Raw genomic sequence first — 22,784 nt, 5'->3', positions numbered from 1 at the left:
GCACCCCTGCCGCCCAGGGGGATGCGGAAGAGGCGCCCTAGGACGCGCCGAGGCGGTCCCGGAGGGCCGTGCTCGTGGCGTCGAGACCGGTGATCTCGACGGTCTTCCCGCGCCGGGCGTACGCCGCCTCGACGGCGTCCAGGGCGGCGACGGCGGATCCGTCCGAGATCCGCGCGGCGGAAAGGTCGATCACCACGCGGTCCGGGTCCCCGGCGTGGTCGAAGCGGTCGGCGAACGCCTCGGCGGAGGCGAAGAAGAGCTCGCCCGAGACCCGGTGGACGACGGTCGTCCCGTCCGGGTCGGTGACCGAGGTGACGGTGGTGCGCCGGGCCACCCGCCGGGCGAACACGAGGGTGGCGGTGACCGAGCCGATCACGACGCCGAGGGCGAGGTTGTGGGAGACCAGGACGCAGCCGAGGGTGACCAGCATGACGACGGTCTCCCCGACGGGGGCCTTGCGCAGGGTGCGCGGGGCGACGGACTCCCAGTCGAAGGCGGCGACCGACACGATCACCATGACCGCCACCAGCGCGGCCATCGGGATCCGGGAGACGACCGGCCCGAGGATCACGCACAGCACCATCAGGAACGTGCCGGCGAGGAAGGTGGAGACCCTGGTCCGGGCTCCCGCGACCTTGACGTTCATCATCGTCTGGCCGATGACGGCGCAGCCGCCCATCCCGCCGAACAGACCGGTGACGACGTTCGCGACGCCCTGGCCGATCGACTCCCGGGTCTTGTTCGACGGCGTGTCCGTGAGGTCGTCGACGAGCTTCGCCGTGAGCAGCGACTCCACCAGCCCGACGAGCGCGACGGCGAAGGCGTACGGAGCGATCGTCGCCAGTGTGGAGAGCGTGAGCGGCACGTCGGGCAGGCCGGGGACGGGGAGCGCCGACGGCAGCGCGCCGCGGTCGCCGACGGTGGGCACGGCGATGCCGGCGGCCACCGTCACGAGGGTGAGGACGGCGATGGTGACGAGCGGGGCCGGCACGAGCGTCGTCACCTTGGGGAAGAGCACCAGCAGGACGATCCCGGCCGCGATCAGCACGTACACCGCCATCGGCACGTTCCGCGTCTCGGGGAGCTGGGCGAGGAAGACCAGGGCGGCCAGCGAGTTCACCGAGCCGACCAGCACCGGCCGCGGGACGAACCGCATCAGCTTCGCCACCCCGATGATCCCCAGCACGATCTGGAAGAGGCCGGCGAGGATGACCGTGGCGATCAGGAACTGGACGCCGTGCTCCCGGTTGACCGGCGCGATGACGAGCGCCACGGCCCCGGTGGCGGCCGAGATCATCGCCCGACGTCCGCCGACGATCGCCGTCGTGACGGCCATGGTGAAGGAGGCGAAGAGCCCGAGCGCCGGATCGACCCCGGCGATCACCGAGAAGGCGATGGCCTCCGGGATCAGCGCGAGGGCGACGACGAGCCCCGCGAGCACCTCCGTCCGCCACACCCGCGGATCGCGCACCCAGTCAGGCCCCGGTGGGCGGAGGCGGGAACGGAGCGGAGCCGGGGCGGTGACGGTGACGGTGGCGGCGGGGGAAGGCAAGGCGGGACCTGTCGTACGAGGGAGGGCGAGCCCCGGGCGACGGCTCGGCGGCTCGGGCGACCCACCGACTTTACCCGCCCGCGCCGCGCCCGGAGTCGGCCACCTGTTCTACCGGGCCGCCGGTGCGGAGCGGCCCGCACGGGCACCGGGTCCGCCGTCAGGCCTGTCGTACGGGGTGCTTGCTGAGGATCGACACCCGGTTGAAGGCGTTGATGGTGATGGCCACCCAGATCACGGCGGAGAGCGCGTCGTCGTCCAGGACCGAGCGGGCCTCGGCGTAGGCCCGCTCCTGGGCGCCGGCCTCGGCGGGGTGGGTGGTGGCCTCGGCGAGCGCGAGGGCGGCCCGCTCCCGGGGGGTGAAGAGCTCGGTGTCCCGCCAGGCGGCGAGCACACCGAGGCGGCGGGGGGTCTCACCGGCGGCGAGGGCCGCGCGGGTGTGCGCGTCGAGGCAGGAGGCGCAGCCGTTGAGCTGGGAGACGCGCAGGTTCACCAGCTCGACGAGGATCCGGTCGAGACCGGCGTCGTCGGCGGCGGCGCGGACGGTCTGCGCGGTCCGGACGTATGCCTTGAAGGCGTCGGGGGTCTGCTTGTCGAGGAAGATCCGCTGCCCGGCCGTAGCCACCACGGCGTCGCTCACTGTCCGCTCCTTCAGCGTCGCTCCGCGCGTGCCGCGGGGCGTGCGGACATCATCCCCCCACTGGTAGTTGAAAAGCAAACTAAATGGGGGTGTCGGAGGGGCCGGCGGGCGGGGGCGGAGCGTCCGGAGGAGGCGGTACGGGACCGGGCCCGCTCCCCGGAGAGCGCCGCGCTCCGGCGGGCCGGAGCCGGCCGCGCCAGGCGCCGGTCGCCGCGTGCCGGTCCTCGACGAAGTCCTTGAACCGCCGGAGGTCTCCGGAGATCCGGCTGGACACCACGCCCAGCGCCGCGGCGGCCCGCTCCGCCGGACCCGCGGGCTCCATCTCCAGCACCAGCCGCACGCGCGTGTGCGTGGCGTCGATCGGCTCGAAGGTGACGACGCCGCGCTGGCGCACCTCGCCGCCCACCGTCCGCCAGGCGATCCGCTCGTCCGGCAGCTGGTCGACGATCTCGGCGTCGAACTCCCGCCGGACCCCGGCGATCCCCGTACGCCAGCGCAGATGCCGGTCGTCGGTCTGCTCCACGGCGATCACACCGTGCATGAAGCGCGGGAACTCCTCGAACTGCGTCCACTGGTCGTACACCCGCCGCAACGGCGCGTCGACCCGGATCGTGTCGTGGACCACCGTACTCACCTCCTGGCCGGACGGAACCAGTGTCACATCCGCGCGTGCCCCGTGCCGGGCGACGCACGCGCGCGCGTACGACCTGCGGCCCTTGTCCCGGGGCCGCGCGTCGCGGAGGATCTTCCTTGTTCGACCGGGTGGGGATACGAGGGGAAGGGTCCGAGCGATGACGATGCTGACCAAGGGGGACAACGGCTTCGTGCCGACGGTGCCGTTGCGGATCGCCGTGCGCGGCCGGGGCACGGACGCGATGGCGCTCCTGCTCACCGAGCGGGGGCTCGTCCGGGGTGACGCCGACGTGGTCTTCCACGGCCAGCCCGCGCACCCGGCCGGTGCCGTGCGGCTCACCCGCGCCGAGGACGGCGGCGACTGGCTGGAGGTCGCGCTGCCCGCCGTCGAGCCGGACGTCGCCCGCGTCCTCGTCGTCGGCTCCACCGACCGCGGCGCCCTCCGGGACGTGCCCGGGCTCGCCGTGGAGGCGTTCGCCCCCGACGGCACGCCGGTCGCCCGCTACGACGTGGCCGACGCGGCGGGGGAGACCGCGATGGTCCTCGCCGAGCTCTACCGCCGGGCCGGCGGCTGGAAGTTCCGGGCCGTCGGGCAGGGCTGGACCAGCGGTCTCGAGGGGCTGGCCACCGACCACGGCGTGCACGTCGCCGGAGCGGAGCCGTCGGCGGTCGCCGCGCCCGCGCCTGCCTCCGCGCAGCAGGCCCCGCCACCGGCCTTCGCGGCCCCTGCACCCGCCCCGGCCCCCGCGCCCGCGCCCGCTCCGGCGCCCGCCTCCACGCCGCCGCCCGCTCCGGCCCCGGGGTTCGCGCCGCCGTCCGTCGGCTTCGCGCCGCCGGGAGCCACCCCCGTACCGGCTCCCGCACCGGCACCCGCGTCCGGACCCCCGCAGTACCCGACCGCGCCGGCGCCGGCCGGGTACGGCGTCCCCGTCCCCGGCCAGGCCGCTCAGCCCGTCCCGGCCGGACCCGCCGGGCACGTGACGCCCGGTCAGGACGACGCGTGGGCGTACGGGCCGGTGTTCGCCCCGTACACCGAGACGGGCCGCGACAACGACGTGATCACCGTGGAAGGGCTGCCGCCCGGCCCCGTCGTCGTCCAGCTGGAGGTCCCGGACGCCGGGTACACGGGACTGACGATCCTCGACCGGCGCAACAAGGAGGGCGACAACCTCGTCAACAGCACCGAGGACCACTACTTCGGCCGGGTCCTCGCCATCGTCCCCGACCGCGGCGTCCTGCGCTTCCGTCTGGAGGCCGAGGGCCCGTGGCGCGTGGAGGTGTCGCCGCTCGCGTCGGCCCGGCGGCTGACCGAACAGGAGGCGGAGTTCCGCGGCCCGGACGTGCTGCTCCACACCGGCGGCGTCGCCGATCTCGCGATCCACTACCGGGGCGACGACAACCTCATCGTCAACGTCTTCGAACTGGCCGGCCACGACGACCACTCGACGCTCCCCGACGACGACAACGTCGTCAACGAGATCGGCAAGCGGCGGGAGACCGTCCCGCTCACCGAGGGGCCGCTCATCGTCCAGTTCGAGATGGCGGACGGCCCGTGGCGCGCCCGGCTCAAGCACGTCTCGCCGCGCACCGGCCCGCTCTTCGCCGAAGGGACCCCCGCGAACCCGTGGCAGACACCGGAGCCGCGGGACCGCAAGGGCTGGTTCTCCCGGGGCCGCTGAGCGGTACGCCCCGGCCTCGGCTCAGAAGCTCCGGCCGAGCGGCGGCGGCCCGCCGAAGACCTCTTCGCGGGCCGCCGTCAGCGCGAGGTCGAGCGCCCCGGCGAGCACCGGGTTCCCGGTCACCGCCGACAGCCGGATCCCGGCCCGCGAGTGGGACAGGACCCGCAGCTCCCGCTCGACCAGCGCGCGCAGCGGCTCGCCGCCCGCCGCGCAGAGCCGCCCGGCGAGGACGACGAGCCCCGGGTCCACGACGGTGACGATCGACGCGAGCCCGGCGGCCAGCCGGGCCGCCACCCGCCCGAGCCCCGCCCGCGCCGCCTCGGCCGCCTCGTCCGTCGGGAGCGCGCCCCGCACGCCGTACCCCGCCCGGCGCACCGCCTCCGCCACCGTCTCGCTGAAGTCCGCGCCCGGGACGCCGTGGGCGTGCAGCAGGTCGCGCACCGCGTCGCCGCCCGCCAGCTGCTGGTAGCCGTGATGTCCGTAGTGGTCGCCGGCCTCCCGGGCGGTGGCCGCGCCGGGCAGGGGGAGGTAGCCGACCTCGCCCGCGCCGCCGAAGTGCCCCCGGTGCAGGCGCCCGTCGAGGACGAGCGCGGCGCCCAGCCCCTCGTCCGCCCAGAGGAGCACGAAGTCGGGGCAGTCGGCGGCCGCGTGGGCCCGCTCGGCGACCGCCGCGAGGTTGACGTCGTTCTCGATCCTGACGGGGAGCCCGAGGGCCTCGCCGAGCGTCCGCTCCACGTCGGGGACGAGCCAGGCCGCCATGTCCTCCGCGCTGGCGTAGCCGAGCCGGCCGCTCGTCGGGTCCACCGCGCCCTGCACGCCGACCACCACCCGCTTCGGCGGCTCCGGCGTCGGGACCCGGCCGAGGGCCGAGCGCAGCGCCGCCATCAGCTCCGCCCGCCCGGCCCCGGCGGGCGCGGGCGCCTCGGTCTCGCCGAGCACCGCGCCGGTGATGTCGGCGGCCCGCACCGCGATCCACTCCGGCGTCACGTCCACGGCCGTCACGTAGGCCGCCGCCGGATTGACCCGGTACGTCTCCGGGACCCGGCCCGGCAGGCCGGTGCGCAGCCCGTTGCCGACCACGAGACCCGCGTCCAGGAGCCGCGCGAGCACCTGGGAGGCGGTGGGTTTGGAGAGGCCGGTCAGCCGGCTGATCTCGGGCCGGGTGAGCGGACCCTGACGGAGCAGCAGATGGACGGCGGCACGGTCGTTGACCGCCCGCACGAGTCCGGGGGTGCCGCGGACGAGCTCGGTCAACTGCCCTCCGCACGCGGGTCGGCCTCGGTTCGCACGCCCACCCTACAGCGGGGTCCCCCGCCCCAGGAGGGGGACGGCAGGCGGGGCCCGGTGGCCCGTTCGGAGGACGCCGGGGCGCCTCGCGTGTCCCCCGGCGGAACGTTCCGTTGTGAGGGTGTGACCTCACCTCGACGCATCTCCTCGGTCCTCGCGGTCGCCGCCGCGTTCTCCTGCCTCGGCGGCGCCGCCACGCAGGCCGTCGCCGCCCCCTCGGGGCCGCTCGGACCGCCGATCAGCCCGATCGCCGAACTCGACGCCCTCGCCACCACCGGCATGCCGGAGGAGGCCCGCGCCGGCTACCCCGGCGTCGGCGAGCAGCTCGGCGGACTGAGCCGGATCAACGAACTCCACCAGCTCCACCAGCTCACCGACCAGGCGGCGCCGGTCACCGGACTGCTCCCCGAGATCTCCACCTGACGCCCGCACGACCCCGGCGCCCGGACGGCCGCAGCACGACCGTCCGGGCGCCGGCCCGCGTCCGGACCCGTCCGGGCCGCCGAAGGCCCGCTCGGCGCCGGCCTGTTCAGCGCCGGCCTGTTCAGCGCAGGTCGAAGCGGTCCAGCTTCATCACCTTCGACCACGCGGAGACGAAGTCGCGCACGAACTTCGCGCCCGCGTCCTTCGCCGCGTACACCTCCGCCAGGGCCCGCAGCTGGGCGTGGGAGCCGAAGACGAGGTCCACGGCGGTGCCCGTCCACTTCAGACCGCCGGTGGCCCGGTCCCGGCCCTCGTAGACGTTCTCGTCCGACGCGGAGACCTTCCACTCCGTCCCCATGTCGAGCAGGTTGACGAAGAAGTCGGTGGTCAGGCTGCCCGGACGGTCGGTGAACACGCCGTGGCGGACCCCGCCGTGGCCGGTGTCGAGCGCCCGCATGCCGCCGATCAGCGCCGTCATCTCCGGCGCGGTCAGCGTGAGCATGCTGGCCCGGTCGAGCAGCAGCGTCTCCGGCGACAGCTTCTCGCCCGGCCGCAGGTAGTTGCGGAAGCCGTCGGCGCGCGGTTCGAGCACCGCGAACGACTCCACGTCCGTGTCCTCCTGCGCGGCGTCCGTCCGCCCGGGGGCGAACGGCACGGTCACCTCGTGGCCCGCGTCCTTCGCGGCCCGCTCGACCGCAGCGCAGCCGCCCAGCACGATCAGGTCGGCCAGCGAGATCCGCGTACCGTCGGACCGTCCGGCGGCGAACTCCTCCCGGATGGCCTCCAGGGCGCCGATCGCCTCGGTCACCTCGGGCAGGTCGTTGACGGCCCAGTCCTTCTGGGGCGCGAGCCGGAGCCGCGCCCCGTTGGCTCCGCCGCGCTTGTCGGTGCCGCGGAAGCTCGCGGCCGACGCCCAGGCCGTGGTGACCAGCTGGGGCACGGTCAGCCCGGACGAGAGGATCCGCTCCTTCAGGGCGGCGATGTCCTCGTCCCCGACCAGGTCGTGCTCGACCGGCGGCACCGGGTCCTGCCACAGCTGCGGCTCCGGGATCCACGGGCCGAGGTAGCGCGACAGAGGGCCCATGTCACGGTGCAGCAGCTTGTACCAGGCCCTGGCGTACGCGTCCGCGAGCAGCTCCGGGTTCTCGTGGAAGCGGCGGGCGATCGGGGCGTAGACCGGGTCCGTGCGCAGCGACAGGTCGGTCGTCAGCATGATCGGCGCGTGCCGCTTCGAGGGGTCGTGCGCGTCCGGGACGGTGCCCTGGGCGGCCGGGTCGACCGGCGTCCACTGCTGGGCGCCGGCGGGGCTGGTCGTCAGCTCCCACTCGTACCGGAAGAGGTTGTCGAGGAAGCCGTTGTCCCAGGTGGTCGGGGAGTTGGTCCAGGCTCCCTCCAGACCGCTGGTCAGGGAGTCGCCGCCGGCGCCGGTGCCGTACGCGTTCTTCCAGCCGAGGCCCTGCTGCTCGATCGGCGCGGCCTCCGGCTCCGGGCCGACGTACTCGGGGTTCACGGCCCCGTGGCACTTGCCGAAGGTGTGGCCGCCGACGATGAGCGCGACCGTCTCCTCGTCGTTCATCGCCATCCGCCCGAAGGTCTCGCGGATGTCGCGGGCGGCGGCCAGCGGGTCCGGGTTCCCGTTCGGCCCCTCCGGGTTGACGTAGATCAGGCCCATCTGGACCGCGCCCAGCGGCCCCTTGAGCTCCCGGTCCCCGCTGTAGCGCTCGTCGCCGAGCCAGGTGTCCTCCGAACCCCAGAAGATCTCCTCGGGCTCCCAGATGTCCTCGCGGCCGAATCCGAATCCGAAGGTCTTGAAACCCATCGATTCCATCGCGCAGTTACCCGCGAAAACCAGGAGATCGGCCCAGGAGATCGCCTGACCGTACTTCTGCTTCACCGGCCAGAGAAGCCGGCGGGCCTTGTCCAGGCTCGCATTGTCCGGCCAGCTGTTCAGCGGTGCGAAACGCTGGGCGCCGCTTCCGCCGCCACCCCGGCCGTCGGCGATGCGATAGGTGCCGGCCGCGTGCCAGCTCATTCGGATGAAAAGCGGACCGTAATGACCGTAGTCCGCCGGCCACCATTCCTGGGAATCCGTCATCAGGGCGATGACGTCCCGCTTCAGCTCCTCGACGTCGAGGCCCGCGAACTCCTTCGCGTAGTCGAAGTCCTGGTCGAGGGGGTCGGCCTGGGGATCGTTCCGATGGAGTACGGAGAGGTCCAGCTGGTCCGGCCACCAGTCCTGATTGGTCCGGGGCCTGGTCACCTCGGGGCTGGGGGACGGAATTGCCGGGTTCTCGCTCTCGCTGCCGGTCACGTACGGCCTTCTTCCTGTGTGCTCTCGCCATTTCCCGCCGCCGGCCGGTAGGCACACGACGGCGCGTCCGTATGGTCGCGCACCGGGGTCCCCGCAGCCAGGTGAACACGCAGGACCGGGCCGCGTGGAATTCACCGGAACGGCCGCCGACCGCGCCGGACGCCTTTCCGCCGCACTCCCGGTTGAGGCTCCGCAACGCCCTCCCTACGCTGGAGAAGTCCGCGGTCCGGGAAATGGGAGCGACGAGGAGGACGCCGATGGCCGTCGTCGCCGTGCACCGCGCCGTCCTCGGCGGCGGGCGCCCGACGCTCCCGTACGCGGAGGCCGGACGGCCCGGGAGCGGGCCGCCCCTCGTCCTCGTCCACGGCTACGCCGACTCCTGGTGGACCTTCGAGCCGATGCTGCGCGCCCTGCCGTCCGCGCTGCACGCCTACGCGCCGACCCAGCGCGGCCACGGCGACGCCGACAAGCCCGGGGACGGATACCTCCCCGAGGACTTCGCCGACGACCTCGTCGCCTTCCTCGACCACCTCGGCATCGAGCGGGCCGTCCTCGTCGGCGGGTCGAGCGGTGGGGTCCAGGCCCGGATCGTCGCCGGCCGGCGCCCCGACCGGGTCGCCGGCCTCGTCCTGCTCGGCGTCCCCGCCCTGCTCGCCGACAAGCCCGGGGCCACCTCGCTCCGGGAGGCCGTCGACGCCCTGGAGGACCCGGTGGACCGGGCGTTCGCCGCCGACTTCACCCGCGGGTTCGCCGCGGGACGGGTCGCGCCCGGGTTCCTGGAGACCCTCGTCGACGAGAACCTGAAGGTCCCGGCGCGCGTCTGGCGCGCGGTCCTGCACGGGCTCCTGGAGACCGACCTCGCGGCCACCCTCACCGGGATCCTCGTGCCCACCCTCGTCGTCTGGGGCGACCGGGACCCGCTCCTCACCCGTTCGGACCAGCAGCTGCTCCTCGACGCGATCCCCGACTCCCGCCTCCTCGTCCACGAGGGCGCCGGCCACGTCGTGTACTGGGAGGACCCCGACCGGGTCGTGCGCGAGATCGTCGCCTTCTCCGCGGGGCTGCGTGCCTGATCCGTACGGAGCCGCCCCGTGACCGGCCGGAAAACCCGTGGACCGCCCCCACCACCCTCCGCCACACTCCGTCGCCGTACGTGTCGGAACGACGACGGAAGGTCGTGATGGGAACGTCAGAACAACGCGACGGCGGACCGGGCAAAGGCTCCGTCCGCCTCGCGCTCCGTCATTACGGAGGAACGCTGGTGCGGTTCAGGCGGGTGGCCGTGCCCGCGCTGCTGCTGCCCGCGCTCGGCAACATCGGCATCCAGTACCTCGCCCCGCTCGTGGTCGCCAAACTCGTCGGCAGGGTCGCCGACGGCGGCTCCGCCACCCTCGACTCGGTCCTGCCCTACGCCCTCGCCTTCGCCGGCGTCCTGCTCCTCGGCGAGGCGCTGTGGCGGGTCGGCTTCCACTGCCTCAACCGGCTCGACGCCCGCGGCATCGAGCACCTCTACGTCGTCGGCATGGACGAACTCCTCGCCAAGGACGCGGCGTTCTTCCACGACAACTTCGCCGGCTCGCTCACCAAACGGGCCATCAGCTTCGCCTCCCGCTTCGAGGACTTCGTCGACACCCTGACCTTCCAGGTCATGGGCAGCCTCGTGCCGCTGCTGTTCGCCTCCGTGGTCCTCTGGCAGTACGACCCGCTGCTGGTCGTCGGCCTCCTCGTGATGATCGCGTTCACCGCCGTGTGCGTGTTCCCGCTCGTCCGGCGCCGTCAGCGGATCGTCGCCGACCGCGAACAGGCCATCGCCCGCGTGTCGGGGCACGTCGCCGACGTGCTCACCAACATGGACAGCGTCCGCTCCTTCGCCGCCGAGGAGCGGGAGGCCGCCGAGCACCGGACCCGCGTCGCCGAGTCGCGCCGGATCACCCTGCGCTCCTGGGACTACGGCAACCTGCGGATCGACACCCTCGTCGCCCCGCTCTCCGTCCTCACCAACGTGCTCGGCCTGGTGCTCGCCCTGACGCTCGGTGCGGGGGAGAGGGGCGTGGAGGCGATCATCGTGGCCTTCACGTACTACGCCAACGCCACCCGGATCATGTTCGAGTTCAACCAGAATCAGCGCTCTGACCTGCGGAAACGCGGCTCTTACGTGCCCAACGTAGGGCCCGCACAGGGGGGCGGTCAAGGGGCGCTCGAACCCCTCATTCGAACATGAATCCGAATAGAGATCGAGGTCAAAGTAAGTTCTTGACTCGTCAGTACAACCATCGAAGCTCTACGCGCCTATACTCGCAATTGAAGCTCTACGACGTACCGCCCGGCGGGTAGCTTCGTTGACAGGTTTGTGAGACCCGCCTACCTTGATCAACTGATTCGCCGACCGACCTTGAGAGGGCACCGCACATGCCGGCCCCCAGACGCCTCCCTTCCTCAGACATCCTCCGCTCCCATCGGGCAAAAGGTCTGACGTACGACGAAATCGCGGAACTCTACGGAGTGACCAAGGGGGCCGTTTACCTCCAGCTGCGGGACTCCAAGCAGACCAGCAAGCGCCCGGATCACAAGAGGTTCATTCCCTGGGTAGTGAGGACTGAGCACTCGCAGGCCCGCCCGGCGACGATGCTTCGCTACTACTCCCGCCGTGAACAGGGAGACGAGATTCCCCCCGTCAAGGAACGGATGCTCGACAAGTGGCTTGCGGAGATCAAGGAAGCCAACGTGGTCGTGTGCTACAACCGCGACCAAGTCCCGAATCCTGCCTCCGCGACTGGCGGGTGGTACTACTCGAAGCGGCGCCCCTCGGACGGGACGAGCCTCATTCGCTTTGAGGCCGATGTGGAGCCCGAGATAGCCCCGAGGACCGAAAGCCCTTCGTCTCCGTCTGCGACCGAAGTTTAAACGCCCCTCGACAGCCGCCCGCGCTCCGGGCGGCTTTTTCATGCCCTGAAACTACTATTTGACTCCGCCATGCGTGCCGAGTGAAGATATACAAGCCAGCGAGGCAGGCGAGAGAAAGACCGACGGGAGTCGGGCGCCTGAGTCCTCCCTGACGCGGAACGGTCGGCATCTGGGATGCGCCTGTTCCGGCGAAGTTGAATTGCACCCTTTGACCGAGTGAGGCAAATTGCACCCCTGTGAAACCGACCCTGAAGTATGGTTTTCCATGAAGGCCGAGGACGTCCAGGCGGCCAAGGATGCGTGCAGTTTCTGCCCGGTTCGCGAGGAGTGCGCCGAAATGGGCCGGAATGAGGAATTCGGCATCTGGGGTGGCCTCACGCCTGCCGAGCTGCGCGCGGCGGCCAGATTTCGCGTGGTCCTCCTCGAAGAGCTGACCAACGCCCGGATCCGGCGCATGCATGGTCAGGGGCTCTCGATATCGGAGATGAGCCGCCAACTCGGGCTTCCCCGCAAGACTTTGGCGGACCGCCTGAAGCGGCTTCTGAATCTCGCCGCCTAGTAAGGCAACCCTGAGCCGGGTGAACGTTCCCCACTTCGGGTAACGAAAAGGCAACGGCAAACCAGGAATCTCCACATCCGTGGTTGTGGAGTGAACGATTCCGGATAGAGTGAGGGAACCGACCTCAAGGTTGGTTCTTGTGCGGCGGATCGAGCTTGGGGAAAGTGCCCATGTTGGTAGATAGCTCTATAGGGGTTGACCTCAACAACGCTGGGGACGACCTCCAGGGCGTAGACATCCTGTGGGACGTGCCTCAGGTCATAACGGTCGCGCGCCTGCGGTACGCCAACGGCACGCGCATGGAATACACCTTCTGCAACACGAACGCGGACGAAGAAGACTATGACGTCACCCGGAGCCTTTGGCCCGTCGGCGCAATCCCTCTTAGGGGGTACGAGAGCGACACTCTCGGATGCGGCCACGGAGACGAATACACCTCCGTGGCCTGGATCTTCCACTAGACCGATACAACTTAAAAACCTTTATGGGGCACCCCCCGAGGGTGCCCCTTCTGTTTGCCCTGAAGCTCAGATTTGGAATGAGGGAACCGCATCGCACCCGCTCACCGTTCAGTCTCGCAGTATCAGGGCTTCGTCCGATGCGGCGAGGCGTACCGCCTAGAGAAGATCGCTAAGGCCCCACAGAACCAGGCTGGTTGGTTCATTCAGGGCACGGCCTACCACGAAGCCGTCGAGCGCTGGGAGAAGAGCTACCGGGCCTACGGGCCCGAGGTCATGGCCGACTGGTTCGAAGAAGCCTGGGAGCGCGAGTACGCGAAAGCCGTAGCCATCGAGCCGGATATCTCCCGATGGCTAACCGGCGGAATGACCAAGCCGGAGACCGATCTCAAGCGGCGCCGTGAGCGCGGGCGCGATCAGGTCGAAGCGTACTTCGAGTACGCGATCGAGGCTCCCGAACGAATCTGGGAGCCGATCGAGGGTCAGCCGGCCATCGAACTTTCCTTCTCGCTCGACCTCGACGGCATCGAGGTGAAGGGCTTCATCGATCAGGTAGTCGAGTACCCGGACGGCCACCTTCGAGTCCGTGACCTGAAGACCGGAACCAAGCTTCCCGACACCGCCTTTCAGCTCGCCATCTACGACCATGCCGTCAACGCCATGTTCGGCGAGAAGCCCGGCTTCGGCGACTACTTCATGGCGAAGAACAACGCCCCCACCGACCCGTGGAACCTCCAGGACTACTCGCTAGAGAAGGTCACCCGCTGGTTCCGCAACATGGACAAGGCCGTACGCCTCGGCCTGTTCCTCCCCAATCCCGGCGACGCATGCCGGACTTGCACCGTGCGCCGATTCTGCGACTTCAACGGAATCGACGCGCGACAGTACCCCTACGAAGAGAGTGCGAATGCCTGAGATCAGCACCAGCATCAAGGCCCACGGCGGGCACGACGCCACTTGGGTTGTCATCAAGGCCGAAACCCTCGGGGAGTTCACCGAACTTCTCGACGGCTACACCCGATCCGGGATCTCCGCCCTGGTTGGCGAAGCCGTGACCGCCCTCCGGGCCGAAGAGATCCTTGGGGCTCAGCTCGGGGCCCGCCCGGTGGAGCATCCGGGACAGTACGACCGAGGGCACCAGGCCCCCGCCGGCCAGCCCCCGGCCCAGGCCGCCCCGGCGACCCCGTACGGCAACGCGCCCACCTGCCCGCACGGCACGAAGCGCTTCATCGAGAAGCCCTACAGGAACAAGCCGGGCATGTGGAAGGCGTGGGGTTGCCCCGCCCCGCAGGGCACCCCGGACGCGTGCGGCCTGGAGTTCATCAAGTAGGCCCGAAGCTCATATTTGGTGCGCAGGGGCGCGACTGCACAACGCGCACCCCAACCCGTTTACACGAACCCGCGGAGGCCCCTTCATGTCCAGCACCCTCGACGCGCGTACACGACGTGACGCCGCTATCGCCCAGGTCGACGCCAACGCCGATGACGGTTGGAAGCGCTACGCGCTCGGGTTCGTCGCCGAACTCTCCGGCCGAATGCCGGAGTTCACCACGGACGACCTTTGGGACGCGGGGCTGATCAAGCCCCGTGAGCCCCGAGCCCTCGGCCCCGTGATGCGCCGAGCCGCGAAGCGCGGACTCATCCGGACGACCGGCGAATACCGGGCCAGCCGCTACCGCAACTGTGCCCCCCTGCCGCTCTGGACGGCCGCGTAACCCCCTAGGAAAGGCTCTCCCTTGTACACGATCGTCCGAGCCAAGGGAGACGCGGGAAAAACCGGCGAACCCCTCCCGACCCTCTTCCGGACCTTTGCCGGATCCACCGTGCACTTCCGCCGAGGTCAGCTAGTCGTCATCTCGGCCGCACCCGGCGTCGGCAAGTCGGCCCTCTCCATGGCTTTGGCGCTCCACGCGCGCGTGCCGGCCTTCTACTTCTCGGCGGACACCGACCCGCAAACGATGTTTGTGCGATGCGCCGCTAACGTCTCCGGCTGGTCTACGCGCGACATTGAGAACGCCCTCGAACACGGTAAGACCGCCGCCGTAGAAGCCCAGTTGGACGGCTTCGATCATCTCCGATGGGACTTCGCCGCATCGCTCACGATTGACGACCTCGAAGCCGAGTTGAAGGCTTTCGCGGTCACCTACGGCATGTGGCCCGAACTGATCGTCGTTGACAACCTGAGCAACGTCGTCCCGGACTCCGATAGCGACGGATCCTCCTACGTCGCCCTGGAAAAGGTCTGCGAGTACCTCCACGAACTCGCCCGCACGACCGGGGCTTGCGTGGTCGCGCTGCACCACGTCAAGGGCGACAGCAACGACGGAAACACCCCGGTACCCCTCTCTCAGATCAAGGGCCAGATAGGCCGCGTGCCGGAAATGATCCTCACCCTTCACCGAATAGGCGAGGACGGCACCAGGCAGATGGGGGTTTCCGTAGTGAAGAACCGAACCGGCAAGGCTGACGCCTCCGGCCAAATGATCCTTTACCTAGACGCGGATATGGAGCGAATGAGGCTCACCGGATGATCGAGATAAACGTAATCGGAACCCCCGCCCCTCAGGGCAGCAAGCGGCATGTCGGCAACGGGCGCATGGTCGAGTCCTCGAAGAAGGTCAAGCCCTGGCGGGCCGCCGTCACGTCCGCTGCTCTGAACCACGCGTTCGGGCCCTGGCCCCATGTCGCAGTCTTCGCCACCTTCCGGCTCCGGCGCCCCAAGTCGCACTACCGCACGGGGCGTTACGCCGACCAGCTCAAGGCGGACGCCCCCGCGTACCCGGCGAAGTACCCGGACGTAGACAAGCTCTGTCGGTCCACCCTCGACGGCCTGACGGCCGGCGGGGCGTTCGGAGACGACGCCCAGGTGGTCATCCTCGGCGCGCGAAAGGTCTACGCGGACCACGGCCAGGAGGAAGGCGCGAGGATCCGGGTTTACCCCGCTCTTTGATTCCGCCACCCCTCCGAAACTACTATTTGGAATGTGAGGGGCGGGGATGGAAAAGCCGCCGATTGCCGAAGTGCTGGAGCACTACGGAGCCGCCGAAGTTCCCGAAGGTGATCGGTGGCTAAAGATGAAATGCCCCCTCCATGAGGACCGCAACGCGTCCGCCTCCGTGTGCACCGCGGAGAACAAATTCCGGTGCTTCGCTTGCGACATCTCGGGCGACAGCTTCGACGTGATCGCCCATCAGGAAGGATGCCGCGATTTCCCTTGTGCCCGAGCCTGCGCTGAGAAGCTTCTTGGAGGAAGCTACGGCGCGATACGAGGGGGCTCTAACGAGAAGCCCCGCCGCCGTGGAGTATTTGAAGAGTCGCGGCCTGTCCGAGGACAACGCAGCATCCTTCAGGCTGGGCTACGTCGAAAGCCCCTTGCCGGGGCATGAAAGCGCCCGGGGAATGATCGCCATTCCCTACATAACGCGCTCCGGAGTGACGACCATTCGCTTCCGCCGCCTCGGCGACGGGGACGGGCCCAAATATCGGTCCGTCCCCGGGGACCCTCCCCGCATCTACAACGCTAACGCGCTCCTCGCTCCGAGCCGGTACATCGCCCTCTGTGAAGGCGAGTTCGACACGATCGCCGCCCACCTAGCCGGATATGAAGCCCGCCCCGGAGGGCTCCCCGGTCTCCTCCCCGCCGTGGGCGTTGGGGGAGTGAGCGCCTTCAAGTCCTACTTCGCACGGTGCTTTAAGGGCTATGAGGCGGTGTTCATGCTCGCCGACGCGGACGACAAGGGGCAGGGAATGGAATTCGCCGACAAGCTCGCCGGGCAGATCAAGAACCTTCGGATCTGCCCCATGCCGGCCGGTCACGACGTGAACACCTTCATCCTCGAATTCGGGCCCGACGCCCTTCTAGAACTACTGGAGATCAAGCGTGACCAGTGAAGAACTCGCCGACGAAGTAGGCCACTTCATCCGGCAGTGTCGCGGCCGAATCCTCGGCATCGGCGCCGACCAGTACCAAGAGCCCGACGGGCGCCAGAAGTTCGAAACCATGCCGCTGGTCGAGCTGGTCATCTATGCCCGCGAAGAAGCCCAAGACCTCGCCGTGTACGCGGCCATGCTCGACATCCGACTGAAGAAGCTCGAAGACGCCCTTCGAGAGAAGGACATCACCCTTTGAAGCGCATCGTCATCCTGTCCGACATGCAGATCCCGTATCACGATAAGCGGGCCCTGCGAAACGTCCTCGACTTCATCGGTGAATACCAGCCCGATGAAGTGCACTCCGTCGGTGACGAAGTCGACTTCCCGCAGATCAGCCGATGGACTCGCGGCACGGCCGGCGAGTACAAGGGCGACCTTCAGCAGCACCTCAGGGCGTACGGGCGGGACTTCGCGGGCCCGCTGCGTGTCCGCTACAGCGGCCCCGTACACCATGAGCGGTCCAACCACATGGACAGGCCGTTGAACTACGTCCGTACGCGGGCGCCCGGCCTTATGGGTCTGAAGGCCCTCGAAGTTCCCTCCCTCCTCGACTTCGAGAAGTACGGGATCCAGTGGCATGAAGAGCCCTACGAAGTCGCCCCCGGATGGCTCATCGCGCACGGCGACGAAGGGGCGTCTTCCCGCCTTCCCGGCGGTACGGCCCTGGCTCTCGCCCGCAAGTGGGGCTATTCGGTCGTGTGCGGCCACACGCACAAACTCGGAATCCAGCATGACCACATGACCGTGAACGGCCGCATCACGCGGGAGCGTTGGGGCTTCGAGGTCGGCAACCTTATGAACTTCAAGTCTGCCACCTACCTTAAGGCGGGCTCCGGAAACTGGTCTCAGGGCTTCGGAATTCTCTACGTCGAGAAGCACCGCGTGACCCCCGTCCCTGTATTCATCCGCCCCAACGGCACTTTTGTAGTCGAGGGCAAGACGTACGGCCAGAAGACCGCCTAGGAGGAGCGAAATGATGCACTGGACCCGCTACATGAAGATTGCTGCGGCCGTCGCCCGGAAGATCGCCGAGGAGTACCCCGGCATTTCGCCCGAAGACATCCAGCAGGAAATCCTTCTCCAGGTCGCCGAGCGTAAGAAGCATTACGAGTCGATTGACTACCCGGACGGTCAGCTTCGAAAGAACTTCCATCGGTTCGGAGTGCAGTACGCGGGACGAGAGCGGTACGCCACCCTGCACCGAGATTCGGCGTACGTTTACACGCCCTCCGAGGTGCGGCACCTCTTCGACAGGGCGTTCTTCCGGCCCGAGCTTTGGGAGAAGGTCCCCGTGAAGGATGACGGGAACAGCGTGACGGCGGGCGGTGTCGTCGTCGCCCTGTGGGACCTCGACGCGGCTTACAGCGCTCTGCCGGCGGGAGACGCCGAGGTCATCGCGAAGCGATTCGACAGCGAGGAACCCCTCACGGGAAGCGAGCAGGTGAGGCTAACTCGCGCCATCGAGAAGGTCACCCGCGCGCTCAACAACCGAGTCATCCTCAAGGCTTCGGCCGCACGGGCGCACTCGGGGCCCGGCTCTCGCCGGGTGGGTGCTCTTGCCGACTGACGCGACGAGGGACGGGCTCCCCGAGCTGGTCGGCCTCGACCACGCGCAAGCGTGCTTCGAGGCCCTGGCCGCCGATGGCGTGCCGCTGTCTGCGGCCTACGCCTACGCCAACCGACTTCTTCCCCGTGGCGTTGATCTGCGGGCCATCCATGACGAACAGGACTGCGCTTGAAGCGAGTTACCACCATGGCCGCCACGGCGGCCCTTCTGGCCCTCGGCCTGGTCGCGTGCGACACCTCCAGGGCGTGCGCGGCCCGTCCCGGGCCCGCACCCCGCCCCCCGTCCTTCTCGAAGCCCCAGGCCCCCAGGCCGGCCCCGAGTAGCGGCGCGTCGAGAGTCATCGTTCCCGCCCCCGTTTACACGGGCGACTCTTGCTGATCCTGGTTACGGGGTCCCGGGGCTGGACCGACGCCCGGAAGGTCGAGCGGGAAATCTTCCGGGCCCTGTATGAGGCGAAGACGCCTCACCGAGAAGCCCTACTCATCCACGGCGCGTGCCCCACGGGGGCCGACGCCCAAGCCGACAGATACGCCATCAGCACCGGCATGAACGTGCGGCGGTTCCACGCCGACTGGGACCGCCACGGCACGCGGGCCGGATACCTGCGCAACGCTGCCATGGTCGCCCGGGTGCCGGATATCTGCCTGGCCTTCATCCTCGACGGAAGCCGCGGAGCATCCATGACAGCAACTCTCGCCGAGACGGCGGGCATTGAGACCCGGAGGTTCACCGCGTGTACCGAGTGATCATTGACGCCCCGGGGGCGTCCTGGCCCAAGTTCCCCCGCGTGATCGAGGCCGAGACGGAAGACCGCTTGAAGCAGCGAATCATCCGGTGTCTGCGGGGCCTCAAGGGGTGGAGCACGCCGGAGGAGTACGCGGCGATCACTGTTACCCGCGTCATCGGCACGGCCGATGTGACGGCCTCCTATGTCCCTGGAGCCGCCGAGTGAGGGCCTACCGGAAGGGCACGCGGCACCCCTACTGCCTGTACCTCGATGAGCAGGAAGCCGCCGAGCTGGAGGCGGAGCTAGCGGCCCTGGTCCCGGAGTGCTTCCCGCTCTTGGGTCGCATCGGCCAACGCCTGAAGGCCCTCCGGGAGGCCGAGGGTGAGTGAACGCATCGTGGTCCTGGCGGGCAGTCTCGCCCAGTTCCGCCAGTGGGCCCGCGCGGCCGGCCTCGACCCGCAGGACCGGCAACTCACCTACGCGCGCGACGTTTACACGCTCCACGGGATCCACGGGGCCCGCATCGTGCGCGTTGGGACGTGGAGGCTCCGCCCCGACTGGCGGGAGCTGGACGCCTGCGCGCGGGCCGCCGAGCTTCAGGGCCGTTAGCTTCCGCCGGACGGCTCCGGTAGCCTTGCACCGCACCTTCCCCTTCTCTCGCTGACATGTTTGAAGGATGGTGCGACGGCCCCCGCTTCGGCGGGGGCCGTTTTCGTATGCCCTGATACTAGCATTTGGATCGGCCCGTTTAAACGGTTGACGGGCATGCCAAATATGAGTAACGTTCTTCCTGTCAGCGAGACGGAGGCCGGACAAGCCGGCCACCGAAAACCCGAAGGGGAAGAACACATGAACGTCATCTCGATGCTCGGCGGCAAGGTTCACAAGCGCCAGGAGATCGAAGGGGGAGAGGACTTCTACTTCCCCCTCTGCCGGACCGGCGGCATGACCAACAAGGGCACGAAGTACAAGGGCATTGAGGCCGCCGTCACCTGCGCCGTGTGCCTGTCGTACGAGCCCCAGGCGCCTGAGGTCGAGCCGGAGGCCCCGAAGCGCGCCGTGACCCGCGAGGAATGGCTCCACCAGGCCATTGATGCCCTTCGCCCCGAGTTTGAGCGCATCAACTTCCCGCTCCCCGAGAAGATCCACGTCTCCGTGGGATTCGGCTACGGCGCTAAGCGCGAGTCGGCGAAGATCCTCGGCCAGTGCTGGGCCCGCTTCGTCTCCGAAGACAACGTGAACCACATTTTCATCAGCCCCGAGCTGAACGACGCGTCCCGCGTCCTCGACGTCCTCATTCATGAGCTGGTCCACGCGGCGGACGACTGCAAGAGCGGCCACAAGGGGGACTTCGCCACGGCCGCTAAGGCCCTCGGCCTCACCGGCAAGATGACCGCCACGATCGCCACCCCCGAGCTTGCCGAAAAGCTTCAGGCCCTGGCGGAGGCGATCGGCCCGTACAACCACGCCACCCTGTACCCCACGGGTAAGCCCCTCGCGCCGAAGGAGGGCCCGAAGCCCGAGGATGAGCCGGAGGCCCCCGAGGAAACCCCTGCTTCGTCCGGCCCGAAGAAGCAGGGAACCCGGATGATCAAGGTTGCCTGTAAGGCCGATTGCGGGTGCGGCGGGTACGTCGTCCGGACCACGGCGAAGTGGTTGGAGGTCGGACTTCCGATCTGCCCGGTCGGGACGGTCATGGAGATTGCCTGATCCGCCAAGCGGCCCCTTCGGGGGCCGCTTTCTTGTTCCCTGAAACTATGATTTGGAATCTCGTTTAAACGCTGATACTGTCTTCCTTGTCAGCGAGAACGGCCCCCGGGGCCGGATGAAAATTCAAAAGGGGAAGACGCCATGGAGTACGTCAGGGTTGAGACGCTGGGGATGGGCGACATTTACCGGCATGGAGAGTTCGGGCAGGCGATAGGCCCGATTTCCTGGATCGGTGACACCTATAGCGGCCACCGGGACGTCAGTGTCCAGGGGTTGCACTTCGAGCGGCTGGACGGTTGCGCGCGAGTCTATGTGTCGTCGCGGGCGCCGAAGTGCCAGTGCGGCATTCGATTTGAGCGCTGCGAGAGGGAATGCATCTGGCCTGACTGGTTGGAGGAAGTTTTCATGGGGCGCGCCTAGCCCCTCGGCCCCCGCTTCGGCGGGGGCCCTCTTGCTTTCTGGGCCGTTTACACGCTTGCCAGAGATTCCAAATACTAGTATCGTCTTCCTTGTCAGCGGGAGACGCCGGAAAGGCCGGCGCCCGAGCAAAGGGGAAGAGCATGCACTTCGGTGATCCGCGCTACAAGCTGGTGTGCAAGTGGCACAAGGATTGCGACGAGAGCCAGAATGAGGCTCACCGCTTCGAATGGGTGAAGGTCGAGAAGTAGCAGAGGGGCCCCCGGAAGGGGGCCTTTCCGTTTGGTCAAGCTAGACCTTGAAAGTCGGTCGTGCTCAATGCTAGATTCCCAATGTCAGCGAGAAACGGCCCCCGCCGGGGGTCGGGAGGGAATCCAGTGCACAAAACCGATAAGGCCACCGCGGCCGTGGTCGCCGGCATCGCTGCGGGCGCTTTCGTCCTGTCCTATGAGGCCCTGCGGAACGTCTATCTGGCCACCGACGGGCCGGAACGTCTGAGCTTCATTTACCCCCTGATTGTCGAGGGCTTCGTCACGGTGGCCGTGTGGGTCGCCTACCGGCTCCGCGACTACGGATGGCGGGCCACGGCCTACCCGTGGACGCTCGCGGCGGCCTTCTTCGCCTACAGCCTCTGGTCGAATGCGCTGCCGTCCACGGTCCCGGCCCCGGTCGTCACGGGCATGCCGTCCCTCGCCGTGCCCCTCGCCGTGCACCTCTTCACGCATCTTCTGAAGAAGCGCCCGCCGCTCGACGCGGCCTCCGAGCTGGTCGAGCCGGTCGAGGACGCCCAGGACGGCGAAGAGCCCCTTTCGGATGAGCCGTGGCCCCTCTGGGAGCTTCCGCCCGCGAAGACCGCCACCTATGCCGCCTCGACCGCCCGGGAAGGCGCCGTGACCGCCTCTGCGGACTCCAGCGCCCTCATTCGCGCCTGGGGCAGGGAGCACGGGTACGAGGTGAAGGCGACCGGGCGAATCCCGGAAGCCGTTGTCCGGGACTTCATGAAGGCGCACGGCTCTTGAAGCTCGGATGGTGCATGACTGGGCACCACGAAAGGTGCCCGGTCCGCACGGGGATAAGCGGAATCGGTTGTGGCTGTAGCTGCCACGCTGGTAAAAAGAACATAGTTGAACCCCTTACGAAGGACTTTGCCATGGCTCAGAAGGTCGAAATTCTCCTTGTCGATGACCTCGACGGCACGGAGGCTTCGCAGACCGTGAACTTCGCTCTCGACGGCAAGACGTACGAGATCGACCTGAGCGACGAGAACGCGGCCAAGCTGCGGGAGGAACTGGCCCCGTACCTGGGCGCCGGTCGGAAGATGTCCGGCGGGCGCACGCCGGTCCGGCGCACGGGAACGGCCAAGCCGGTCCGGGACTCGGGCGCCGTCCGCGCGTGGGGGCGCGAGAACGGCTATGAGGTGTCCGACCGGGGCCGTGTGCCCGCCGAAGTCTGGGCGGCCTACGAAGCGGCTCAGGCCGCCTAGCGCACGGCAGTTGAGACCCTGAGGGCCCCGCTTCGGCGGGGCCCTCAGGCGTTTAAACTTGGCATAGCTTCCAAATCTAAGTAACATCTTCCCCGTCAGCGAGAACGGCCCCTCGGGGCCGGAAGGGAAGACCCCATGGAAGCCATGTACCGAGCCTTGCTCCTGAAGCCCGGAACCCCCGTATACGCCCGAGCCTCCTCCGGCGGGTGTGTCGGCACGATCACCCGCGTGATGCCCGGGACGGGCACGTACCGGATCGACAACGGCCCCAGCGTCTGGCACGTCAAGGTCGATGACTACGAGGTTCGCCCCTACCCCATTCGGTAGAAATGGGCGCCACAAAAGCCCCTAAGGCCCCTGCTTCGGCGGGGGCCTTAGTCGTGTGCGGGCGGGGCCGCCAGGCACCCGGTTGCGTCGGGCTCGGCGTGGGGCGCCGTGCGTGGCGGACCCGCATAGGGGACCGGGGCGGGTCACCCGGGGTCAGCATACGGTCGCCGGCGGGGA

Annotated in this window: 27 protein-coding genes and 1 pseudogene; 23 read left to right on the top strand and 5 right to left on the bottom strand. The window is 68.9% G+C overall.

Annotated features, from left to right (window positions below):
* Positions 1-37: 37 nt before the first annotated feature.
* From ACFYT9_RS07515 to ACFYT9_RS07505, 3 genes are all read right to left on the bottom strand, one after another.
* On the bottom strand, positions 38-1,552 hold the full coding sequence (locus ACFYT9_RS07515) for a SulP family inorganic anion transporter (RefSeq protein ID WP_389161567.1): 1,515 nt from the start codon (positions 1,550-1,552) through the stop codon (positions 38-40).
* 157 nt (positions 1,553-1,709) lie between these two features.
* Positions 1,710-2,189, bottom strand: coding sequence for a carboxymuconolactone decarboxylase family protein (locus tag ACFYT9_RS07510; RefSeq protein WP_389161565.1), 480 nt, complete (start codon positions 2,187-2,189; stop codon positions 1,710-1,712).
* A gap of 79 nt (positions 2,190-2,268) precedes the next feature.
* Positions 2,269-2,814 carry an SRPBCC family protein gene (locus ACFYT9_RS07505; protein ID WP_389161564.1) on the bottom strand — a complete coding sequence of 182 codons (546 nt, stop codon included), beginning with the start codon at positions 2,812-2,814 and terminating at the stop codon, positions 2,269-2,271.
* Positions 2,815-2,980: 166 nt separating this feature from the next.
* Here ACFYT9_RS07505 and ACFYT9_RS07500 point away from each other — a divergent pair, with 166 nt between their 5' ends.
* On the top strand, positions 2,981-4,501 hold the full coding sequence (locus tag ACFYT9_RS07500) for a TerD family protein (protein WP_389161562.1): 1,521 nt from the start codon (positions 2,981-2,983) through the stop codon (positions 4,499-4,501).
* Positions 4,502-4,522: 21 nt separating this feature from the next.
* Here the strand turns inward: ACFYT9_RS07500 and ACFYT9_RS07495 are convergent, their stop codons facing one another.
* Entirely contained in the window at positions 4,523-5,755 is a 1,233-nt protein-coding gene (locus ACFYT9_RS07495) for an ROK family protein (protein ID WP_389161561.1), read from the bottom strand.
* Positions 5,756-5,911: 156 nt separating this feature from the next.
* On the opposite strand from ACFYT9_RS07495, the gene ACFYT9_RS07490 reads away from it, so the two are divergent.
* Positions 5,912-6,211 (top strand): hypothetical protein, encoded by a 300-nt coding sequence (locus tag ACFYT9_RS07490; RefSeq protein ID WP_376606092.1) that lies wholly within the window; start codon positions 5,912-5,914, stop codon positions 6,209-6,211.
* Positions 6,212-6,332: 121 nt separating this feature from the next.
* On the opposite strand, the gene katG is transcribed toward ACFYT9_RS07490, so the two are convergent.
* Entirely contained in the window at positions 6,333-8,522 is a 2,190-nt protein-coding gene (katG, locus tag ACFYT9_RS07485; protein WP_389161558.1) for a catalase/peroxidase HPI, read from the bottom strand.
* 257 nt (positions 8,523-8,779) lie between these two features.
* Between katG and ACFYT9_RS07480 the strand changes: the two genes are divergently transcribed.
* The 21 genes and pseudogenes from ACFYT9_RS07480 to ACFYT9_RS07380 all read left to right on the top strand — a co-directional run bounded on the left by ACFYT9_RS07480 (position 8,780) and on the right by ACFYT9_RS07380 (position 22,280).
* Positions 8,780-9,595: an alpha/beta fold hydrolase gene (locus ACFYT9_RS07480; protein ID WP_389161556.1), complete on the top strand. Its 816-nt coding sequence runs from the start codon at positions 8,780-8,782 to the stop codon at positions 9,593-9,595.
* A 107-nt stretch (positions 9,596-9,702) separates the two neighbouring features.
* Positions 9,703-10,650, top strand: a pseudogene (locus tag ACFYT9_RS07475) (ABC transporter transmembrane domain-containing protein); the annotation flags it as partial.
* A gap of 281 nt (positions 10,651-10,931) precedes the next feature.
* A complete protein-coding gene (locus tag ACFYT9_RS07470; RefSeq protein ID WP_389161554.1) occupies positions 10,932-11,426 on the top strand; it encodes a hypothetical protein in 495 nt (164 codons plus the stop codon).
* Between the two features lie 226 nt (positions 11,427-11,652).
* Positions 11,653-11,985: a WhiB family transcriptional regulator gene (locus ACFYT9_RS07465; protein WP_389161553.1), complete on the top strand. Its 333-nt coding sequence runs from the start codon at positions 11,653-11,655 to the stop codon at positions 11,983-11,985.
* A gap of 170 nt (positions 11,986-12,155) precedes the next feature.
* The gene (locus ACFYT9_RS07460; RefSeq protein ID WP_389161551.1) at positions 12,156-12,446 is read left to right on the top strand and encodes a hypothetical protein; all 291 of its coding nucleotides are present in this window, start codon (positions 12,156-12,158) and stop codon (positions 12,444-12,446) included.
* A gap of 90 nt (positions 12,447-12,536) precedes the next feature.
* On the top strand, positions 12,537-13,358 hold the full coding sequence (locus tag ACFYT9_RS07455) for a RecB family exonuclease (RefSeq protein WP_389161676.1): 822 nt from the start codon (positions 12,537-12,539) through the stop codon (positions 13,356-13,358).
* Positions 13,351-13,773, top strand: coding sequence for a hypothetical protein (locus ACFYT9_RS07450; protein WP_389161549.1), 423 nt, complete (start codon positions 13,351-13,353; stop codon positions 13,771-13,773). The genes ACFYT9_RS07455 and ACFYT9_RS07450 overlap by 8 nt, the downstream gene beginning before the upstream one ends.
* Positions 13,774-13,858: 85 nt before the next feature.
* On the top strand, positions 13,859-14,158 hold the full coding sequence (locus ACFYT9_RS07445) for a hypothetical protein (protein ID WP_389161548.1): 300 nt from the start codon (positions 13,859-13,861) through the stop codon (positions 14,156-14,158).
* Between the two features lie 21 nt (positions 14,159-14,179).
* Complete coding sequence (locus ACFYT9_RS07440; RefSeq protein ID WP_389161547.1) at positions 14,180-14,974, top strand: DnaB-like helicase C-terminal domain-containing protein; 795 nt, start codon at positions 14,180-14,182, stop codon at positions 14,972-14,974.
* A complete protein-coding gene (locus ACFYT9_RS07435) occupies positions 14,971-15,393 on the top strand; it encodes a RusA family crossover junction endodeoxyribonuclease (protein ID WP_389161546.1) in 423 nt (140 codons plus the stop codon). Before ACFYT9_RS07440 ends, ACFYT9_RS07435 begins: the two co-directional genes overlap by 4 nt.
* 46 nt (positions 15,394-15,439) lie before the next feature.
* On the top strand, positions 15,440-15,829 hold the full coding sequence (locus ACFYT9_RS07430) for a CHC2 zinc finger domain-containing protein (RefSeq protein ID WP_389161544.1): 390 nt from the start codon (positions 15,440-15,442) through the stop codon (positions 15,827-15,829).
* On the top strand, positions 15,741-16,334 hold the full coding sequence (locus ACFYT9_RS07425) for a toprim domain-containing protein (protein ID WP_389161542.1): 594 nt from the start codon (positions 15,741-15,743) through the stop codon (positions 16,332-16,334). Before ACFYT9_RS07430 ends, ACFYT9_RS07425 begins: the two co-directional genes overlap by 89 nt.
* Positions 16,324-16,572 carry a hypothetical protein gene (locus ACFYT9_RS07420; protein ID WP_389161541.1) on the top strand — a complete coding sequence of 83 codons (249 nt, stop codon included), beginning with the start codon at positions 16,324-16,326 and terminating at the stop codon, positions 16,570-16,572. The genes ACFYT9_RS07425 and ACFYT9_RS07420 overlap by 11 nt, the downstream gene beginning before the upstream one ends.
* Entirely contained in the window at positions 16,569-17,339 is a 771-nt protein-coding gene (locus ACFYT9_RS07415; RefSeq protein WP_389161540.1) for a hypothetical protein, read from the top strand. The genes ACFYT9_RS07420 and ACFYT9_RS07415 overlap by 4 nt, the downstream gene beginning before the upstream one ends.
* A 10-nt stretch (positions 17,340-17,349) precedes the next feature.
* A complete protein-coding gene (locus tag ACFYT9_RS07410; protein ID WP_389161538.1) occupies positions 17,350-17,943 on the top strand; it encodes a hypothetical protein in 594 nt (197 codons plus the stop codon).
* Between the two features lie 371 nt (positions 17,944-18,314).
* On the top strand, positions 18,315-18,689 hold the full coding sequence (locus ACFYT9_RS07405) for an SLOG family protein (RefSeq protein WP_389161536.1): 375 nt from the start codon (positions 18,315-18,317) through the stop codon (positions 18,687-18,689).
* Between the two features lie 41 nt (positions 18,690-18,730).
* Positions 18,731-18,895: a hypothetical protein gene (locus tag ACFYT9_RS07400; RefSeq protein WP_389161535.1), complete on the top strand. Its 165-nt coding sequence runs from the start codon at positions 18,731-18,733 to the stop codon at positions 18,893-18,895.
* 156 nt (positions 18,896-19,051) lie between these two features.
* Complete coding sequence (locus ACFYT9_RS07395) at positions 19,052-19,279, top strand: hypothetical protein (protein ID WP_389161533.1); 228 nt, start codon at positions 19,052-19,054, stop codon at positions 19,277-19,279.
* A gap of 240 nt (positions 19,280-19,519) precedes the next feature.
* Positions 19,520-20,380 carry a hypothetical protein gene (locus ACFYT9_RS07390; protein WP_389161531.1) on the top strand — a complete coding sequence of 287 codons (861 nt, stop codon included), beginning with the start codon at positions 19,520-19,522 and terminating at the stop codon, positions 20,378-20,380.
* An 824-nt stretch (positions 20,381-21,204) separates the two neighbouring features.
* On the top strand, positions 21,205-21,816 hold the full coding sequence (locus ACFYT9_RS07385) for a histone-like nucleoid-structuring protein Lsr2 (RefSeq protein ID WP_389161529.1): 612 nt from the start codon (positions 21,205-21,207) through the stop codon (positions 21,814-21,816).
* A 131-nt stretch (positions 21,817-21,947) separates the two neighbouring features.
* Positions 21,948-22,280 carry an Lsr2 family protein gene (locus tag ACFYT9_RS07380; protein WP_389161527.1) on the top strand — a complete coding sequence of 111 codons (333 nt, stop codon included), beginning with the start codon at positions 21,948-21,950 and terminating at the stop codon, positions 22,278-22,280.
* Positions 22,281-22,784 lie beyond the last annotated feature (504 nt).

Origin of the sequence: Streptomyces sp. NPDC004435 (genome assembly GCF_042873895.1) — a bacterium.
GTDB lineage: Bacteria > Actinomycetota > Actinomycetes > Streptomycetales > Streptomycetaceae > Streptomyces.
Note: the sequence above shows the minus strand (reverse complement) of the source record. Positions and strands in the feature narration are given on the sequence as shown.

Coding starts and splice junctions, on each gene's coding strand:
- ACFYT9_RS07450 (WP_389161549.1), top strand. CDS start 13,351: ATGCCTGAGATCAGCACCAGCATCAAGGCCCACGGCGGGCACGACGCC.
- ACFYT9_RS07380 (WP_389161527.1), top strand. CDS start 21,948: ATGGCTCAGAAGGTCGAAATTCTCCTTGTCGATGACCTCGACGGCACG.
- ACFYT9_RS07500 (WP_389161562.1), top strand. CDS start 2,981: ATGACGATGCTGACCAAGGGGGACAACGGCTTCGTGCCGACGGTGCCG.
- ACFYT9_RS07480 (WP_389161556.1), top strand. CDS start 8,780: ATGGCCGTCGTCGCCGTGCACCGCGCCGTCCTCGGCGGCGGGCGCCCG.
- ACFYT9_RS07445 (WP_389161548.1), top strand. CDS start 13,859: ATGTCCAGCACCCTCGACGCGCGTACACGACGTGACGCCGCTATCGCC.
- ACFYT9_RS07435 (WP_389161546.1), top strand. CDS start 14,971: ATGATCGAGATAAACGTAATCGGAACCCCCGCCCCTCAGGGCAGCAAG.
- ACFYT9_RS07460 (WP_389161551.1), top strand. CDS start 12,156: ATGTTGGTAGATAGCTCTATAGGGGTTGACCTCAACAACGCTGGGGAC.
- ACFYT9_RS07470 (WP_389161554.1), top strand. CDS start 10,932: ATGCCGGCCCCCAGACGCCTCCCTTCCTCAGACATCCTCCGCTCCCAT.
- ACFYT9_RS07410 (WP_389161538.1), top strand. CDS start 17,350: ATGATGCACTGGACCCGCTACATGAAGATTGCTGCGGCCGTCGCCCGG.
- ACFYT9_RS07430 (WP_389161544.1), top strand. CDS start 15,440: ATGGAAAAGCCGCCGATTGCCGAAGTGCTGGAGCACTACGGAGCCGCC.
- ACFYT9_RS07390 (WP_389161531.1), top strand. CDS start 19,520: ATGAACGTCATCTCGATGCTCGGCGGCAAGGTTCACAAGCGCCAGGAG.